The organism is Allobosea lupini, assembly GCF_900109525.1.
Lineage (GTDB): Bacteria > Pseudomonadota > Alphaproteobacteria > Rhizobiales > Beijerinckiaceae > Allobosea > Allobosea lupini.
In genome coordinates this window covers 29,717-43,660 of record NZ_FOAN01000019.1, presented here as the reverse complement: position 1 = coordinate 43,660, position 13,944 = coordinate 29,717, and the positions used below count along the sequence as shown (strand labels likewise).

Sequence of the window (13,944 nt, the reverse complement as noted above, 5' to 3'; positions counted from 1 at the left end):
CGGCCCGGCCCACCACTTTCCTAGTCTCCTATTGATTTCATTGCGCTTTTTCGCCTGATTTTTCCCACTGCCTTCAACCCGGCTCGAAAGTGGGAAAGATTTGTTCAGGCTTCGTCCTCGGAATCGGGATCGTCGACCTCTTCGATTCCGTCGAGATCACCGAGGTCGATGAAGGCCATGCCGGAGCCGGCGAGCTTTTTTCTGTTCGCCTTGCGGGTGTAAAGCGCCGCCTGCTTCGGGCTCTCCCAGCCGAAGATCGCCATCAGCTGATGCTCGGTCGCGCCGTTGTCGGCGGCGATCGTCGCGCCGGCTTTGCGCAGGCCATGGGCAGAACATTGCGGCAGGCCCGCCTCGTCGCACCAGTCGCGCATCTTGTTGCCGAAGCCGTTGCCGGTGAACGGCCGATCGTACTCGGTGACCAGGAAGGTCAGGTTGCCGGCCGGCGAGTTGTCGATGATGTGCTGCAGCGCCGGCAGCACCGGCAGCTGGCGCGCCTTCGGCTTGCGGCGGCCGTTCTTCTTCTCGGTGAAGTGCAGCCAGCCCTTGCGGACCATCTGCCGGCCGAGCAGCACGACGTCCGAGCGGCGCACGCCGGTGAATAGCAGGAGGCCGAGGGCCAGATGCGGCTTGGTGCCGAGGGGGTGGCGCCTTGCGAAGCTGCGCACCTCCTCGATCGTCCAGGTGTGGAAGCCGTCGGCGTTCGCCGGCTTGAAGAGCTGGATATCGCGCGCCAGGTTCACCTTGGCGATTCCGACATTCGGCGCCACCGCCCATTTGAAGACCTGACGCAGTGCCTTGACCCGGTTGTTCGCCGCGCCCGGCAGGTCGAGCTTGCGGTCGCGCAGGACATAGAGCGCCTTCAGGCTCAGATATTCGAGCGGCATGTCGGCGAAGGTGTCCTTCGCGCCCGGCGCGATCGGCTCGTCATAGGTCGCCTCGAGGATCTGCATGCGCGTCCGGCGCGTCTGCGGATCGCATTGCAGATATTCCGGGCACTCGGCCATGTAGCGGGCGCAGAGCCAGCGATAGGTGCCGGGCTTCGGCAGGGTCAGCGTCGCATGCGGGGCGTGTCCGGCCGCATGCTCCCGCGTCTTCGGCCTGATCAGCGTGTCCTGCGCGAAGGCGACGTCATATGCGTCGCGAAACGCCTTGCTGCCGGCATCCTCGCGGATGCGGATCTTGCGATGGCCCTTGCCGCGCCAGAAATAGATCCTGACATTGCCGTGGCGATCTTCGTCTTCGTAGACGTGGCGCAGGTCGATCTGCACGTCATTCCCCGGCACTAGACCGCGACCTTGTTCCAGCGGTCGGCTTCGGCGTCTTCGCCGGCGCCGCCATCCTGTTCGGGCAGGGCGTCGAAGGCAAGGTCGAGCCGGCGCACATCCCAGACGACGCGGCCGTCTATCCGCTTGGCCTTCGGCATGCGGCCGTCGGCCACCATCTCGTCGAACTTGGTCGCGGACACCCCGACATAGGCCGATGCCTGCAGCCGGTTCACGCCGCGCGGCGGCAGCGACAGCGGCAGGATATCGGGGCGCTTCGCGGTGGCGGTCATCAGTCGATGCCCTCGGCTGCCGCGATCTGGCGCTGCAACCGCGTGTGCTCGATCTGGACGACATGCATCCTGACGTCACGCTCGATCAGCAGATCGTATGCATCGTCATCGCCGAGACTGGTGAACTCGCGGTCACCCAGCCGCAGCATTGCGGCGACGGCCGCCCAGTGCGAGGTGAACGGCCCCCAGCGGCTGCCGTCGTCGAGCACCAGCATGTTGCCCATGGCGTAGCTCATGGCCGGGCAGCTTCCCAGGCCTCGACACAAACCGGAACGATCGGCCGGATCAGCTCCAGCATCGCTTCGGCGTAGACTCTGATCTCGTGCTGGGCGTGCGAATGCAGCCGCAGGTTCAGGAAGTGCAGCAGGTTGTGCAGGTCGATCTTCGCGAACTGGTGCGAGTAGGTGTTGAGGCCGAGGAACAGTCGGGCCAACTCGCGCGGCACGCCGTCGCCGAGGTGCTTGCGATACAGCGCGAAGCCCTGCTCCGAGTGGCGTTGGAGATCGGTGATGAAGTCGATATCGGCCTGCGTGACCCCGGCATCCTCGGCGAGAATGCGCATCTGCTTGTTCGACGCACTCTGCACGCCGACGTTCTGCGGCTCGGGAATATAGAACTCTTCCGGCAGCTCGCGATATCGGGCCGAGAGCTCGTTATAGGTCCATGTGCGGTGCCGGTGCCATTGGCGCAGGACGAAGATCGGCGCCTTCACTTCGAACTGGAACTCGACCGCCTCGATCGGCGTCGTATGCCGATTGCGAACGAGGTAGTTGATCAGGCGCTTGTCGCTGCCCTCATCCTCTCCGGCGCGCCAAGCCGCGTCGTAGCTGACGCGAGCCGCGCGCACGATCGACAGGTCGGAACCCATGTGATCGACGAGGCGAACAAGCCCGTGATCGAGGACGAGCATGGTATTGCCGGCATCAGAAGGGTGAGGGATTTTCACTGTCGATCTCCATGATGGCCCGCTTCAGGTAGTTTGCAGCGTCGAGGTGCTCCTCGTAGGTGTGCTGCAGCCAGTCGCGCAGGTTGAGATCCTTGCGCTCCAGCGTGGTGCCGTATTTCTTGATCCCGAGCTGGGAGCGGCGAAGCAGGTCGTCGCGAACCGCATCAATGACGCCGTCTCGCGCCGCGATGTGCTCCTCGGCCGTTAGCGGCTTGGCCGCATGCCCCTTGAAGAAGAAGCTGCGGCAGTGCTCGCAGACATGCCAGTGGACCGTGCGGCCAACCTTGATCCGGTATTCGGCGGCCTGCCCGCAATTGGCCGCCTTCGTCGGGCTGTCACAGGGGATCATCCGCTCACCCTTTGATCCGCGCGAGCAGCGCGTACATGTCGCTGCCGGCGTGGCTGCTGAAGATTGTATTGGGGTTGCTTTCGCCGCCGATGCGCATCAGCACGGTGTCGCCACCGATGGCGCCGAGCAGTTTTGTCAGCAGGCGATGGTCGTAGCCGATCGCGAAGGGCTCGCCTTCGAAGTCACAGGCGACCTCCTCGCGCAGATCGCCGGAGGCCTGGTTGGCCATGGTCAGCGTCAGCTTGCGATCGTCGAAGGAGAAGACCGTGGCGCGGATATGCTCCCGATCGGCGATGATCGCGACCCGCTTCATCGCGGCCAGCAGCGGCGCCGCCTCGACAGTAACCTCGTTGGGCGTGTCCTTCGGTATGGCGCGCTCGTAGTCAGGAAAGCCGCCGACGATCAGGCTGGAGGTCAGCAGGGTCTGGCCGATGATCACGCGGATCTTGGTTTCGCTGAGCGCGATGGCCACATCGGTCTTTTCCTCTTCGACCAGCCTTGCAATCTCGCTCACCGCCCTGGTCGGGATCGTGATCGCCGGCAAGCCGTTTGCGCCCTCAGGCAAGGCTGCGGCACGGCGGGCCAGCATGCGGCTGCCGTCAGTCGCGACGGCGGCGAGCAGCGGGCCGCTGTCGCCCTCGACCTGATGCCAGTGCACACCGCAAATGAACGAGGTCGGCTCTGTCGATGCGGCAAACTTCGTGTCACGCAGCAGGGCGGTGATGGTTTCGCCCGGCAGCTCGAAGCGATGCGTCATCTCGCCGGGGGCGATATCCGGATAGTCGCTCGCCGGCAGCGTCGGCAGTCGCGCCTGGGAGCGCCCGCAGCGCATGCTGAGGCGGGTGTCGTGCTCCAGCGTGAAGCCGATTTGGCTGCCATCGGGCAGGTGGCGCACGAGATCGACCAGCTGGTCGGCCGGGACCGTGACGGCACCGTCGGTCTCGACATCGGCGGGCGCCGTCGACCTGATCTCGATGTCGAGATCCGTGGCGGTGACGGTGATTTCGCCGCCCTCGGCGGCGATCCTGATATTGTTCAGGATCGGAATCGTGTTGCGGCGCTGGATGATCTTCGCCGCCGGATCGACCGCTTTCAGCAGGTGTGACCGTTCGATGGTGAGCTTCACCGGCCGCGCTCCAGCTGGCGTTCAAGTGCGTCGGCGATGCCGGCGAATTCCGGAGGCAGGCCGCGGCTGAGATGGATGATGCAATCCTCGATCTCGCCACGGCGGGCACGCGCCAGTGCCTCGTGCATCGCGTTGCGATCGAGGGCCAGGGCGCGCTGCCCGACAAGGCATTCATCGCTGCAGCGCGCCGTACGGAAGTGCAGCAGCAGATTGTCGATGGCGGTATAGGTCTCGCGAAGCGAGATCTGCTTCCCCTCGATGCTGCGCTTGAGGGTGGCGATCGCCCGCAGCTGCAAGGCATGGCGCTGGCGATTCTCGCGCCGGATGCGGATGGCGCGCAGCCAGTTTGTCAGGCTCGGCCAGGACGGCAGGGGAATGCGAACGTCAGCCATGGCGGGTTCCTCCGTTGCAGTGCAGGAAGCGGATGAGGCTGCCTTCCGGCTCGCGCGCGCAGGGCGGCTGGCGCAGCCGGGCGATCAGCAGCGTGAAGGCGACGACCAGGACGATGGCGAGCGCCAAGGCGGCCATGCGGCGGGGCTCAGGCATCGGGACGCCTCGTGACGTCGCCATGGGCCTCGCCATAGAGATCGGGCAGCGCGTCAGCGCGCTGGCGGGCGCGTCGGTAGGCCCAGACCACGAAGGCTTCGACAGCGATGGCGACGAGCAGCCAGAAGCCAATCGTCGGATCGAGCGGCGGCAGGAGGGCGTCGAGCCAGGCGATCATTGGCCTGCCTCCTGCCCGGCCAGAAGGGTGGAGAGCTCGGCGTAACGCACAGCGAGCGTCGCGTCGGAGAGTACCTCGTCGACCGGGACGTTCATGCAATCGGCATTGACGACGGCAGCTTGCATGCGCCGTTCAAGCTGCTGGCGCAGGTGCAGGACAGCTAGTTCGACGTCTTCGGCGCCGGGCTTTCCGAGGGCCGCTACAATCGCATGTGCGTCCGCCTGTGAAATCAGCACCGAGACGTTGCCGTTCGCGTCGGGCTCACTCGCCATGAAGCTGCCCCCGAAGCGGTCGCGCAGTGTGCTGCCGTCGAAGGCATAGCTCCAGTCATCGGCAGCCATGGCGACGCCCGGCGCTCGCGCATGCCCGACGATCAGGCCTTGATCCTGACCGGCGGGATGGCGCAGCGCCGGCATGGCGGCCTTGCCGGCGCCGACCCAGCCGAGCGCTTCCCAGCCGTTCGTTTCATGCCAGCGCAGCAGATAGACGTTGCCGTGCGCGTCGCGGCCGATGAAGGCGGAGGAAGCGCCCGCTGGCGGCAGGCCGGGAGTGAAGGGGGCGCTCATGCGCACTCTCCCACCGCCTGCAAATAGAGATCGAGGATCGCCTCTTCTTCCTTGCGCTCGTCTAGATCCCGGCGGCGCAGCGCGACGACCTTGCGCAGGATCTTGGTGTCGTAGCCGTTGTCTTTGGCCTCGGCGTAGACCTCCTTGATGTCGTCGGCGATCGTCTTCTTCTCTTCCTCGAGCCGCTCGATGCGCTGGACGATGGATTTGAGCTGATCGCCCTGGATCGGCTCGTCTCCGCCTGAATCGTTTTGCGGATAAGCCATGGCTCAGCGCCTCCGCTCGATCAGCAGGGCGCGCATGGCGTCGCGATGGCCGCCGAGGCTGCCGGCGAGGCGGGTCAGCTCGGCGATGCGGGCGGTGACGCGCTCATTGTCGCGGATGGCGTGGCTGATCTCGTCCCGCGCCGCCTCAATCCGCGGGGTGATGGCCGCAGCCTCCGTGGCGAGGCCTTCCAGCTCGCTACCGACCCGCGCGAGCGCGTCGTCGAGGCGCTCCAGCGTCATCTCGACATCAGGCGGGAGGCGCGGCGCGCCGGCATAAAGCCCGCCGATGGCGCGATAGGCAGCCTCGCCCTCCGGCGCCAGCTGGGCGCACCAGCGGCGGACCTCGCCGGCAACGTAGTCGCGCACGGCGACATAGCCGCGCCGCTCCAGCGCCTCGACCGTCTGGTCGAGCACGACCGCGTCAGGCCGGGCGCGGCTGCGCCAGCGCCCGGCGGAACCGTGATCGGCCCGGCTGCCGGTGAGATAGAGCGGGCCGGCGTGGAGCAGGCCGAGCGCGACGCGCATCGGCAGGGTGATCTGCGGCCGCTCCGGCGCGGCCGGCGCCCGGGGCGCCAGAGCGACCACGGCGCCCATCAGTGGACGCCCTTCTCGCGTGCGATGTCGGTGGCTGCCGCGAAGTGCTTGTCGATCTGCTCGCCGCTGAACCTCAGCAGCAGCATGTCGCGATCGACCGAGCCGACGGCGGCCATGCGGTCGATGATGTAATCGGCCATCGCCTCCGGCACGGGGACGGCGGGCGGGCGGGGATAGGTCTGGGTGCGGGACATCGGGGTTCTCCGGGGGATGCGAACGGTGGACAGCGGGGAGAACTGGCCCGGCGGGGCACGGGCGCGCGCCTCGCGGCTTGCCGCTCCAGCAACTCTGGCGAGCATCGGGAGTGGCCCGCGCCGATTCGCAGTCGGCGCGGGCCGCGCAACCCCAACCACCGTCACTGATTGAGGATCACGCATGAAAAGCTTCGGAGAGGCGCCGCTGACGCGCGCCGAACTGGAAGAGCACTGCCTGAGCGCCCTTGCTGCCGCCCGGCACGCCTGCGCCGAATTGGCCCAGGACCTGAACGAGGCGACCGATGCCGAACTGGTCGAGCGGGCCATGCTGGCGCGGCGCTTCCTGCTGCCGGCGGTGGCGATGCTCATTCCGCGGCAGCCACACCGGCAGAGCCGGGCGCTGGCGTTCTGGAACAGCGTGCCGGAGGCGCAATGGCCGTCGCAGGGGCGAGGATACGGCGCCCTGATGTCCTGGCTGTTCGGGTACCGGACAGTGACGCGCGCTGACATCACGCCGGCCTCGCGCGGCGATTGAGTTCGCGATACTCCGGCACCATGCGGCCGAGCTCGGCCCAGCCGCCAAGGCCACCCGAACGGATGGCGCGGGCGGCTCGCTTCCGGTCGCCGCCCAGCTCCTGATGCATGGCGGCAAGCACCTCGGCGCCGGCCACGGCGCGGGCGCGCTGGTCCTCGGGGAGTTCACCGAACGCGATCCGGGCTTCGGCCCGTTCCGCCTCGTCGCGCATCGGCCAGACGCGGCAGAATTCGTCGAAGGTGGGAACGGCCGCGCTCACCTGCCCGCTCCATAGGCGGCCCAGCTGAGCACGGCGGCGACGAAGAGCGTCAGCGCGAAGAGGTCGACCAGCGTCGACAGCCAGCGGCGCAGGATCAGCCGGCGGGCGACCTCATGCGGCGTTTGCGGGACATAGGGCAGAGACACGGGCGTGCTCCATCGGGTTGCGATGGAGCACTATTGCCATATGGCAAAATCACCGTCAATTGATTTTGCCAATCGGCAAAAATCGTTCAGCCGTTTGGCAATCCTGTCTTACAACGCGGCGCGGACCTGCCTTTGAATGCTTCTCCTGGCGTGATCCTTGATTCGCTTCACTTGGCTAGCCCGAACAACGGTAATCACCTCGCTGACCCAGGTCACCTTCACGTCCCGCATCGCCGGAGCATTGTGGCTTTCGAGATTGAACAGGCCCCGCCGCGAGCCCTCGATAACGCGCTTCAGATAGCGTTTGCCATCCTCGGTCGCGACCGCGGCCTCGAAGCCAATGATGGATTTGATATCGCTGCCGTGCATCGAGACGATGATCACGTCGCCGTGGTCATAGCGGGGCCACATGCTTTCACCGTGAATCTCAAGCGCCAGCGCGTCCGCGGGCAGAGCAAAAGGTGGCTCGATCACGTAAAGCGGGTTGGCGACGTCAAACTGCTCGGTCGATGTGTCGATTGATCCGCCGGCGCCGATGCGTCCAACCACCGGCACCGGATCGGGCTCTTCCTCCTCCCCGATCAGGATTGCTACCGCCACGCCTAGCCGATGCGAGATCTTCATGATCTCGTCCAGTCGCGGCTCGCGCTCGTCGCGCTCGATCCGAGAGATTTGCGAAACCGAGATCCCGACAGCGTCAGCCAGTTGCTCCTGACTCACTTCGGCTTGCTCTCGGAATTCTCTGATGCGGGTTCTTGCCATATGGCGAGGATCGCGACCCGGCGTGGTGCTATCCAGAGCCAATTGGCAAAATCGTTTGACGTCAGATTTGCCATATGGCAAGTCAACGAACATGAACCTCGCGTCCTACCTCGCACAGAACAAGCTCAAGCCGACGCAGTTTGCGGCTCGTGCCGGCGTTCCTGCGTCGACGATCACCCGCATTCTCAGCGGCGCTCGCCGGCCCTTGTTCGACACGGTCGTGAAGATTTCCGAGGCGACGGGCGGCGAAGTTGCCCTCAGCGATTTTGTCCAACCTGCCGATGCCGCGCCGGAATCCACATCCGAGCCGACTGAAGCCGACTGCCCCGCTTCCTAACCCAACGTCGCCCGCCGGCGCGATTGATATCGCGCGCCCCGTCATCACCGAGGCCACCGATGTCCCAGCACGATGCTGAGTTCTTCCGGATCAAGGCGTCCCATGGCGATCTGATCGACCGCTGCGGCGGCCAGAAGCGCGCCGCCGGCATCGTCGGGCTCGGCCAGACGATGATGAGCTACGTCAAGAACCGCGAGCATGGCGCGCTCCTGACGGTGCGCGGCAAGCTGCTGCTGGAGCGCGAATGCGGCGAGCCGCTGGCGACCCGCGTCGAGGCCGACCTGCTCGGCTACCAGCTGGAACGCAAGGCCGGGCCGGATGGCCCGCTGCCGGCCAACCCTTTCGCCGCCGTCGCCGCGATCAGCCAGGAGTATTCCGACCTGGTCGCCGGCTTCGCGCAGGGCACGCTCGACGGCGATTTCTCCCGCGCCGATGCCGCCCGGGCCGACCGCGATCTCAGCGACCTGATCGCCCGGGCCGAAGCCTTCCGCAAGTTCATCGCGGCGCAGCTGGCCGGAGGCGCGGCATGACGTCCTGCCCCGGCTGCCGCGGCCGCGGCTTCCGCATCATCACGCAGGACGGCACGCGCCCGGCCTGCATCAGCTGCGCCGGCTCCGGCCGGCTTGCGCCCCTTGCCGTTCCCCCTCCGGCTGCCGCGGCGGCGGCCGGACACCTGCCGCCGGCCCGCGCCCCCTCCCTGACGGGCCGGCGGCCTTTCTCTCAGCTGGAGCCGACCCGATGAGCGACCGCCGTGGCGACTGGATGCAGACCTTCACCGGGCGCCAGTTCTGGCCGCTCGACCCGCGCCCCGAGGATGTCTTCATCCACGACATCGCCCATGCGCTGGCCAACCAGTGCCGCTATGCCGGCCACTGCCGGCGCTTCTACTGCGTGGCCGAGCACAGCGTGCTGCTGGCGCGGGCGGTGGCGCCGGAGCATAGGCTCTGGGCCCTGCTGCACGACGCCTCCGAGGCCTATCTCGTCGACCTGCCGCGCCCGGTGAAGCGCCATGTGCCCGCCTATGTCGCGGCCGAGCGCGTGGTGATGGACGCGGTCTGCCGGCGTTTCGGCCTCGCGCCCGACATTCCCGAGGCAGTCCACGCCGCCGATTACCGCATCCTGCGCGACGAGCTGGAACAGAACATGGCGGCCCCGCCTTCGCGCTGGCCGGTGCAGGACGAAGAGCCGCTCGGTGTCAGCCTGCGCTTCTGGACGCCGGACGAAGCCGAGTTCTGGTTCCTGACCGAGTTCGACGCGCTGACCGGCGGGCGCTTCGCCTCGCAGATGCCCTTCCACAATCACGGCGCCCAGCTCGGCGGCGCAGCACGACGCGCCCAGCAGGAGGCGCGCCGCGATGGCTGAACAGATCCGCATCGCCCTGATCCGGCGCGACGGCGGCACGCAGCCGCGCGCCGCGCTCGACCCGGCCACGGTCGAGACCTATGCCGAGGCGTCGCGCGAGGGCGTGCGCTTCCCGGCGATCGGCCTCGTCTATGACGGTACCGATTACTGGCTCTGGGACGGCTTCCACCGCACCGCCGGCTTCGAGGCGGCGGGCATCGACGAGATCGAAGCCGAGGTCATCGCCGGGACGCGGCGCGACGCCGTGCTGCTGGCGGCCGGCGCCAACGCCACCCATGGCCTGCGCCGCACCAGCGACGACAAGCGCCGGGCCGTGCTGCTGCTGCTCGGCGACGAGGAATGGGGCAAATGGAGCGACCGCGAGATCGCCGAACGCGCACGCGTTTCGCATACCTTCGTCGCCAAGCTGCGCGATCTCACTGGCAACGTTGCCAGTGAGCGCCGGTTCACGACCAAGCACGGCACCGTCTCGACCATGGAAACGGCTGCGATGGGCAAGCGCGCCGCAGATGTCGCGACCATCCGTTCGCTGCCGGTGCAGGCCTTCTACGATGTGCTCGCCGATGTGAAGGCGAAGCGGCAGGCCGGCAAGGCGGAGCGCCGCGAGACGCGCGAGCGCGAACTCGGCGAGAAGATCGCCGCCGCCAATGCCGCCCTGCCGGCGATGGCCGCCGCCGGGCGCATCTTCCCCGTCATCCTCGCCGATCCCGAATGGCGCTTCGAGCCGTGGTCGCGCATCACCGGCATGGATCGCGCGCCGGAGAACCACTATCCGACCAGCGCGACCGATGTGATCGCCTCGCGCCCCGTCCACCTGATCGCAGCGCCGGACTGCACGCTGTTCCTCTGGGCGACGGCGCCGATGCTGCGCCAGGCGCTGGAGGTGATGGCGGCCTGGGGCTTTGCCTACAAGACGCATTGCATCTGGGCCAAGCGCCGCAAGGGCAGGGCGCGCGGGCCGGGCTACTGGTTCACCGGCGAGCACGAGATCCTGCTGCTCGGCACCAAGGGCAGCCCGCCGGCGCCGGCGCCGGGCGCGCAGTTCACGAGCTTCTTCATCGCCGATGTCGGAGAGCACAGCGAGAAGCCCGAACGCGCCTATGAGCTGATCGAAAGCTACTTCCCGACCCTGCCCAAGATCGAGCTCAACGCCCGCGCCCCGCGCGCGGGCTGGGAAAGCTGGGGCGCGGAAGCGCCGGAGGCTGCGTGATGCTGAACATCATCAGTAGACCATCGCGCCTTTCGCCTATCGACAGCAGCGTCCGCATCCTACGCGATGCGATCGAGCGATTTCAGCCGACGCATATCGTGTCGATGGTATCGGGCGGCAAAGACAGCGCCGCTTCCGACCAGGTCGCGCGAGAGCTCAATGCGAAGATCGATCTCGTCATCCATGGGAATACGCGCTGCGGCATTCCCGAGACGACGCAGTTTGTTCGCGACACATATGGCAAATTGGGTGATCTCGCTGAAGCCGATGCTGGCACCGCCTATGAAGCCTATGTCATGCGCAAAGGCTTCTTCGGGCAGGGGCATGGCGCGCATGGCTTCGCCTATCGCGTGCTCAAAGCGACGCCATTTCGGGCTGTCGTAGCAAAACACTTGCGACGCCGCCAGCGAGGCGTCCGCGTCCTGTTGCTGAACGGGGCGCGCAAGGACGAATCCGAGAATCGGCAAAGGCGGCTGCAGGTGTGGCGGCAAGACCCGGCCCAGAAGGGCAACATCTGGGTCAACTTGATCCATGATTGGTCGCAGGACGACCGAGATAGCTATCTCGCAGCCCGCCAAACTCCGATCAATCCCGTGGCCAAAGCGCTCTGCCGATCAGGCGAGTGCATGTGCGGCACCATGCAGACAGCTGCGGAGCGCGTCGAGGCTGCGGTGCTCTATCCGCATTGGGGCTCGTGGCTTTCCGAACTGGAGGCCGAGGTCCGGCGCAAGCACGGCTTCGGTTGGGGTGAGCCGTTTCCTCGCCCGCGTGTCGAGGGGCAGTACGACCTGTTCCAACCGATGTGTTCCGACTGTCTGCTCAGGGGAGGCGCTCATGCATGAGCCAGCAGCCTCCCACGGTTTAGGTAGGTCGAAGCCAATCGTCGTCCGCGGCCGATTGGCCAGCAAAAATCCAATCGATAACGGCTTCGAACGTTACCGCCTGGTCGAACGGTCTTGCCTTCTCGGTCAGGTCGACTGCGGTGAACTCGTCGAATGTCGGAGTATACAGGCCCAATTGGCTTGCGACTTCTTGGCACAACGCGTCGGCATCCAAGATCCGGCGGGCGATCGCCGCAATCGCATATCGTTCGATAGACACCGCTCCCATCGTTCTCAAGCTTTCGCGATTGCTTTCAATCCCGACTGTCTTCGTCCGAAACTGAAAGACGTCGCGGGCAAGGTCACGCGGCAAGTGGCCTACTATGCTGAAGTTTTCGCCCAAATCGAAGCTTGGAAGCGGGACATTTCGCGTTTTGCTCGGCGCGACCAATTCGGCATCGAGCCGAAGGGTTGCCTGTGCGAGAAAATCTTTGAGCCGGCCGTAAACGTATGCGCGAGCCACGCGCTCGCTGGCCCTTTCTGCGGCCAGAGATTGCCACCGCATGATCCCGATCGTGCCCAAGGCGCCACCGAGCGCCAGAAGCCCGCCTGCAAGACTTTGATAGCGTTCCAGCCAGAATTCGAGGCAACCGATGTAAGGCTTCTGCGCCTCCTTGCTGGCGCTGCGCGCGACCTCGCAAAGCGGCGCCGCAATGTCGCTGGCGATCGCGAGCGCCACGGCGCCCCCCATGATCAGCGCGAAGAGCGCTATTGCCAGGCCGTTGTCAGTCTTCATGCCTATCCCCCCGCGCGCATTCTAGCGGCGCGCTCGCATTTGGCGAGGGCGGCATGAGCTGGCGCACCGAACAGCTCAGCGACAGCGTGACGCTCCATTGCGGCGACTGCCGCGAGATCCTGCCGACGCTAGGCAAGATCGATGCTGTCGTCAGCGATCCGCCTTATGGCATGGCTTGGGATACGGATTCGACGCGCTTCACGGGCGGCAATCGAAAGCGCCCCGACGAAGGCCGAGCCGACTTCGGGGCGATCACGGCGGACGCCGAACCATTCGATCCTAAACGCTGGCTGGCCTTTCCCGAAGTGATCCTCTGGGGCGCCAACCATTTCGGCGCGCGTCTGCCTGTCGGGTCGACGCTGGTCTGGATCAAGAAGAGCGTGCGCGCCTTTGGCACATTCCTGTCCGATGCCGAGATCGGCTGGCAGAAAGGAGGGCACGGCGTCTACTGCAAGTATGTCGAGTTTCAGGGCGGGCTGGCGCGGAAGGCCGAGAACGACGGCGTACAGGCTGCGCACCCTACGCAGAAGCCGATCGACCTGATGCTGTGGTGCGTACAGCGCACCAAGGGCCGCACCATCCTCGACCCCTATATGGGCTCCGGCACGACCGGTATCGCCTGCGCGCGGTTGGGCCGGCGCTTCATCGGCATCGTGATCGAGCCGAAGTACTTCGACACCGCCTGCCGCCGACTGGAGATCGAAGCCAAACAAGAGCGTCTGTTCGCCCAAGCCCCGGCCGCGCCCGAACCGGCGCAGCAGATGCCGCTCGGGCTGGGAGGTGAGGCGTGAGTCGGTTAGCTCCCAAGATCTTTGATCATGTCGGTGATCGCGACGTCGATCGCAGCCGTCACCATGTCGGCCTGCTGATGGAAGCTAGTAAGCGCGAAGCCGTTGTCGCCGGTCGCGGCCATGTAGTCCACCGCATTGAGATCCTGGACGTAGCCGAAAAGCATTGCTCGAACGCTGTCGGGCAGGATGGGCGGGAAGTCCTCAAGGGCGCCGGCGATCTGACGGATTGGGCGGATCGCTTGATGGATTGCCTTGCTGCCCGACGCGTCGAGCGCCGCACGATGCGCGACCGACAAGATGTCCTTCGATTCGATGACGGCGCGGCGAACCTTCAGGGTTGTGCCTATCCGATCGAATACCACGCTCGAGCGCATGAGATCGACTTGCCGCTCGGCAGCGCGGGCCTGCGCCCTGGCTGCATCTGCCTGTGTTACCGCTGCCTCGGCCTGTGTCTCGGCATGTTTTGCTTGCTTCTCAGCGGCATGGGCCGATCGCTTTGCGGCGAACGCGGACATGATGCCGTAAAGGGCCGTGATCATCGCGATCGTCGAAAAGACAACCGAAGCAGTCTCGAAGGTCGTCATCTGCATGCTCCCCAGCTCGCG

The 13,944-nt window shown here is 66.2% G+C and carries 25 protein-coding genes; 7 read left to right on the top strand and 18 right to left on the bottom strand.

The window, feature by feature from the left end:
- Positions 1 to 104: 104 nt before the first annotated feature.
- From BMZ21_RS29390 to BMZ21_RS29335, 13 genes are read right to left on the bottom strand one after another with little or no spacing between them, the layout of a single operon-like run.
- Positions 105 to 1,268 carry a tyrosine-type recombinase/integrase gene (locus BMZ21_RS29390; protein ID WP_167561806.1) on the bottom strand — a complete coding sequence of 388 codons (1,164 nt, stop codon included), beginning with the start codon at positions 1,266 to 1,268 and terminating at the stop codon, positions 105 to 107.
- 14 nt (positions 1,269 to 1,282) lie between these two features.
- Positions 1,283 to 1,555 (bottom strand): hypothetical protein, encoded by a 273-nt coding sequence (locus BMZ21_RS29385; RefSeq protein ID WP_091843588.1) that lies wholly within the window; start codon positions 1,553 to 1,555, stop codon positions 1,283 to 1,285.
- Positions 1,555 to 1,791 (bottom strand): PDDEXK-like family protein, encoded by a 237-nt coding sequence (locus BMZ21_RS29380; RefSeq protein WP_143079844.1) that lies wholly within the window; start codon positions 1,789 to 1,791, stop codon positions 1,555 to 1,557. Before BMZ21_RS29380 ends, BMZ21_RS29385 begins: the two co-directional genes overlap by 1 nt.
- Complete coding sequence (thyX, locus tag BMZ21_RS29375; RefSeq protein ID WP_244544082.1) at positions 1,788 to 2,501, bottom strand: FAD-dependent thymidylate synthase; 714 nt, start codon at positions 2,499 to 2,501, stop codon at positions 1,788 to 1,790. Before thyX ends, BMZ21_RS29380 begins: the two co-directional genes overlap by 4 nt.
- Positions 2,479 to 2,850 carry a hypothetical protein gene (locus BMZ21_RS30685; protein WP_208862403.1) on the bottom strand — a complete coding sequence of 124 codons (372 nt, stop codon included), beginning with the start codon at positions 2,848 to 2,850 and terminating at the stop codon, positions 2,479 to 2,481. The genes thyX and BMZ21_RS30685 overlap by 23 nt, the downstream gene beginning before the upstream one ends.
- 4 nt (positions 2,851 to 2,854) lie before the next feature.
- A complete protein-coding gene (gene dnaN / locus BMZ21_RS29365; protein ID WP_091843577.1) occupies positions 2,855 to 3,976 on the bottom strand; it encodes a DNA polymerase III subunit beta in 1,122 nt (373 codons plus the stop codon).
- A complete protein-coding gene (locus BMZ21_RS29360; protein ID WP_091843574.1) occupies positions 3,973 to 4,368 on the bottom strand; it encodes a hypothetical protein in 396 nt (131 codons plus the stop codon). The genes dnaN and BMZ21_RS29360 overlap by 4 nt, the downstream gene beginning before the upstream one ends.
- Positions 4,361 to 4,522 carry a hypothetical protein gene (locus tag BMZ21_RS30535; protein ID WP_167561805.1) on the bottom strand — a complete coding sequence of 54 codons (162 nt, stop codon included), beginning with the start codon at positions 4,520 to 4,522 and terminating at the stop codon, positions 4,361 to 4,363. Before BMZ21_RS30535 ends, BMZ21_RS29360 begins: the two co-directional genes overlap by 8 nt.
- The gene (locus BMZ21_RS29355) at positions 4,515 to 4,700 is read right to left on the bottom strand and encodes a hypothetical protein (RefSeq protein WP_091843572.1); all 186 of its coding nucleotides are present in this window, start codon (positions 4,698 to 4,700) and stop codon (positions 4,515 to 4,517) included. The genes BMZ21_RS30535 and BMZ21_RS29355 overlap by 8 nt, the downstream gene beginning before the upstream one ends.
- Positions 4,697 to 5,266, bottom strand: coding sequence for a hypothetical protein (locus BMZ21_RS29350; protein ID WP_091843569.1), 570 nt, complete (start codon positions 5,264 to 5,266; stop codon positions 4,697 to 4,699). The genes BMZ21_RS29355 and BMZ21_RS29350 overlap by 4 nt, the downstream gene beginning before the upstream one ends.
- Positions 5,263 to 5,532, bottom strand: a complete 270-nt coding sequence (locus BMZ21_RS29345; RefSeq protein ID WP_091843566.1) for a DUF2312 domain-containing protein — start codon at positions 5,530 to 5,532, stop codon at positions 5,263 to 5,265. Before BMZ21_RS29345 ends, BMZ21_RS29350 begins: the two co-directional genes overlap by 4 nt.
- Before the next feature lie 3 nt (positions 5,533 to 5,535).
- Positions 5,536 to 6,126, bottom strand: coding sequence for a hypothetical protein (locus BMZ21_RS29340; RefSeq protein ID WP_091843563.1), 591 nt, complete (start codon positions 6,124 to 6,126; stop codon positions 5,536 to 5,538).
- Complete coding sequence (locus BMZ21_RS29335) at positions 6,126 to 6,320, bottom strand: hypothetical protein (RefSeq protein ID WP_091843560.1); 195 nt, start codon at positions 6,318 to 6,320, stop codon at positions 6,126 to 6,128. The genes BMZ21_RS29340 and BMZ21_RS29335 overlap by 1 nt, the downstream gene beginning before the upstream one ends.
- A 181-nt stretch (positions 6,321 to 6,501) precedes the next feature.
- Here BMZ21_RS29335 and BMZ21_RS29330 point away from each other — a divergent pair, with 181 nt between their 5' ends.
- Complete coding sequence (locus BMZ21_RS29330) at positions 6,502 to 6,855, top strand: hypothetical protein (protein ID WP_091843557.1); 354 nt, start codon at positions 6,502 to 6,504, stop codon at positions 6,853 to 6,855.
- On the opposite strand, the gene BMZ21_RS29325 is transcribed toward BMZ21_RS29330, so the two are convergent.
- The 3 genes from BMZ21_RS29325 to BMZ21_RS29320 all read right to left on the bottom strand — a co-directional run bounded on the left by BMZ21_RS29325 (position 6,830) and on the right by BMZ21_RS29320 (position 8,115).
- Entirely contained in the window at positions 6,830 to 7,114 is a 285-nt protein-coding gene (locus BMZ21_RS29325) for a hypothetical protein (RefSeq protein WP_091843553.1), read from the bottom strand. The two genes, BMZ21_RS29330 and BMZ21_RS29325, sit on opposite strands and share 26 nt — an antisense overlap.
- Entirely contained in the window at positions 7,111 to 7,260 is a 150-nt protein-coding gene (locus BMZ21_RS30530; protein ID WP_167561804.1) for a hypothetical protein, read from the bottom strand. The genes BMZ21_RS29325 and BMZ21_RS30530 overlap by 4 nt, the downstream gene beginning before the upstream one ends.
- A gap of 108 nt (positions 7,261 to 7,368) precedes the next feature.
- Entirely contained in the window at positions 7,369 to 8,115 is a 747-nt protein-coding gene (locus BMZ21_RS29320) for an XRE family transcriptional regulator (protein WP_091843550.1), read from the bottom strand.
- Here BMZ21_RS29320 and BMZ21_RS29315 point away from each other — a divergent pair.
- The 5 genes from BMZ21_RS29315 (at position 8,114) to BMZ21_RS29295 (ending at position 11,773) form a co-directional block, all read left to right on the top strand.
- Positions 8,114 to 8,359 carry a helix-turn-helix domain-containing protein gene (locus BMZ21_RS29315; protein ID WP_167561803.1) on the top strand — a complete coding sequence of 82 codons (246 nt, stop codon included), beginning with the start codon at positions 8,114 to 8,116 and terminating at the stop codon, positions 8,357 to 8,359. The two genes, BMZ21_RS29320 and BMZ21_RS29315, sit on opposite strands and share 2 nt — an antisense overlap.
- A gap of 59 nt (positions 8,360 to 8,418) precedes the next feature.
- Positions 8,419 to 8,889 (top strand): hypothetical protein, encoded by a 471-nt coding sequence (locus BMZ21_RS29310; RefSeq protein WP_091843547.1) that lies wholly within the window; start codon positions 8,419 to 8,421, stop codon positions 8,887 to 8,889.
- A 208-nt stretch (positions 8,890 to 9,097) separates the two neighbouring features.
- Positions 9,098 to 9,721 carry a hypothetical protein gene (locus BMZ21_RS29305; RefSeq protein ID WP_208862402.1) on the top strand — a complete coding sequence of 208 codons (624 nt, stop codon included), beginning with the start codon at positions 9,098 to 9,100 and terminating at the stop codon, positions 9,719 to 9,721.
- Positions 9,714 to 10,931, top strand: a complete 1,218-nt coding sequence (locus BMZ21_RS30925) for an MT-A70 family methyltransferase (RefSeq protein WP_244544081.1) — start codon at positions 9,714 to 9,716, stop codon at positions 10,929 to 10,931. The genes BMZ21_RS29305 and BMZ21_RS30925 overlap by 8 nt, the downstream gene beginning before the upstream one ends.
- Positions 10,931 to 11,773, top strand: coding sequence for a phosphoadenosine phosphosulfate reductase domain-containing protein (locus BMZ21_RS29295; protein ID WP_091843544.1), 843 nt, complete (start codon positions 10,931 to 10,933; stop codon positions 11,771 to 11,773). The genes BMZ21_RS30925 and BMZ21_RS29295 overlap by 1 nt, the downstream gene beginning before the upstream one ends.
- A gap of 19 nt (positions 11,774 to 11,792) precedes the next feature.
- Here BMZ21_RS29295 and BMZ21_RS29290 read toward each other — a convergent pair whose 3' ends face one another.
- Positions 11,793 to 12,548: a hypothetical protein gene (locus tag BMZ21_RS29290; RefSeq protein WP_091843539.1), complete on the bottom strand. Its 756-nt coding sequence runs from the start codon at positions 12,546 to 12,548 to the stop codon at positions 11,793 to 11,795.
- A 53-nt stretch (positions 12,549 to 12,601) separates the two neighbouring features.
- Between BMZ21_RS29290 and BMZ21_RS29285 the strand changes: the two genes are divergently transcribed.
- Positions 12,602 to 13,339 (top strand): DNA-methyltransferase, encoded by a 738-nt coding sequence (locus tag BMZ21_RS29285; protein ID WP_091843534.1) that lies wholly within the window; start codon positions 12,602 to 12,604, stop codon positions 13,337 to 13,339.
- 5 nt (positions 13,340 to 13,344) lie between these two features.
- On the opposite strand, the gene BMZ21_RS29280 is transcribed toward BMZ21_RS29285, so the two are convergent.
- Positions 13,345 to 13,923, bottom strand: coding sequence for a hypothetical protein (locus BMZ21_RS29280; RefSeq protein ID WP_143079843.1), 579 nt, complete (start codon positions 13,921 to 13,923; stop codon positions 13,345 to 13,347).
- Between the last annotated feature and the right edge of the window lie 21 nt (positions 13,924 to 13,944).

Coding starts and splice junctions, on each gene's coding strand:
- BMZ21_RS29385 (WP_091843588.1), bottom strand. CDS start 1,555: ATGACCGCCACCGCGAAGCGCCCCGATATCCTGCCGCTGTCGCTGCCG.
- BMZ21_RS29380 (WP_143079844.1), bottom strand. CDS start 1,791: ATGAGCTACGCCATGGGCAACATGCTGGTGCTCGACGACGGCAGCCGC.
- BMZ21_RS30685 (WP_208862403.1), bottom strand. CDS start 2,850: ATGATCCCCTGTGACAGCCCGACGAAGGCGGCCAATTGCGGGCAGGCC.
- BMZ21_RS29360 (WP_091843574.1), bottom strand. CDS start 4,368: ATGGCTGACGTTCGCATTCCCCTGCCGTCCTGGCCGAGCCTGACAAAC.
- BMZ21_RS30535 (WP_167561805.1), bottom strand. CDS start 4,522: ATGCCTGAGCCCCGCCGCATGGCCGCCTTGGCGCTCGCCATCGTCCTG.
- BMZ21_RS29355 (WP_091843572.1), bottom strand. CDS start 4,700: ATGATCGCCTGGCTCGACGCCCTCCTGCCGCCGCTCGATCCGACGATT.
- BMZ21_RS29350 (WP_091843569.1), bottom strand. CDS start 5,266: ATGAGCGCCCCCTTCACTCCCGGCCTGCCGCCAGCGGGCGCTTCCTCC.
- BMZ21_RS29345 (WP_091843566.1), bottom strand. CDS start 5,532: ATGGCTTATCCGCAAAACGATTCAGGCGGAGACGAGCCGATCCAGGGC.
- BMZ21_RS29340 (WP_091843563.1), bottom strand. CDS start 6,126: ATGGGCGCCGTGGTCGCTCTGGCGCCCCGGGCGCCGGCCGCGCCGGAG.
- BMZ21_RS29335 (WP_091843560.1), bottom strand. CDS start 6,320: ATGTCCCGCACCCAGACCTATCCCCGCCCGCCCGCCGTCCCCGTGCCG.
- BMZ21_RS29330 (WP_091843557.1), top strand. CDS start 6,502: ATGAAAAGCTTCGGAGAGGCGCCGCTGACGCGCGCCGAACTGGAAGAG.
- BMZ21_RS29315 (WP_167561803.1), top strand. CDS start 8,114: ATGAACCTCGCGTCCTACCTCGCACAGAACAAGCTCAAGCCGACGCAG.
- BMZ21_RS29320 (WP_091843550.1), bottom strand. CDS start 8,115: ATGTTCGTTGACTTGCCATATGGCAAATCTGACGTCAAACGATTTTGC.
- BMZ21_RS29310 (WP_091843547.1), top strand. CDS start 8,419: ATGTCCCAGCACGATGCTGAGTTCTTCCGGATCAAGGCGTCCCATGGC.
- BMZ21_RS29305 (WP_208862402.1), top strand. CDS start 9,098: ATGAGCGACCGCCGTGGCGACTGGATGCAGACCTTCACCGGGCGCCAG.
- BMZ21_RS30925 (WP_244544081.1), top strand. CDS start 9,714: ATGGCTGAACAGATCCGCATCGCCCTGATCCGGCGCGACGGCGGCACG.
- BMZ21_RS29295 (WP_091843544.1), top strand. CDS start 10,931: ATGCTGAACATCATCAGTAGACCATCGCGCCTTTCGCCTATCGACAGC.
- BMZ21_RS29290 (WP_091843539.1), bottom strand. CDS start 12,548: ATGAAGACTGACAACGGCCTGGCAATAGCGCTCTTCGCGCTGATCATG.
- BMZ21_RS29285 (WP_091843534.1), top strand. CDS start 12,602: ATGAGCTGGCGCACCGAACAGCTCAGCGACAGCGTGACGCTCCATTGC.
- BMZ21_RS29280 (WP_143079843.1), bottom strand. CDS start 13,923: ATGACGACCTTCGAGACTGCTTCGGTTGTCTTTTCGACGATCGCGATG.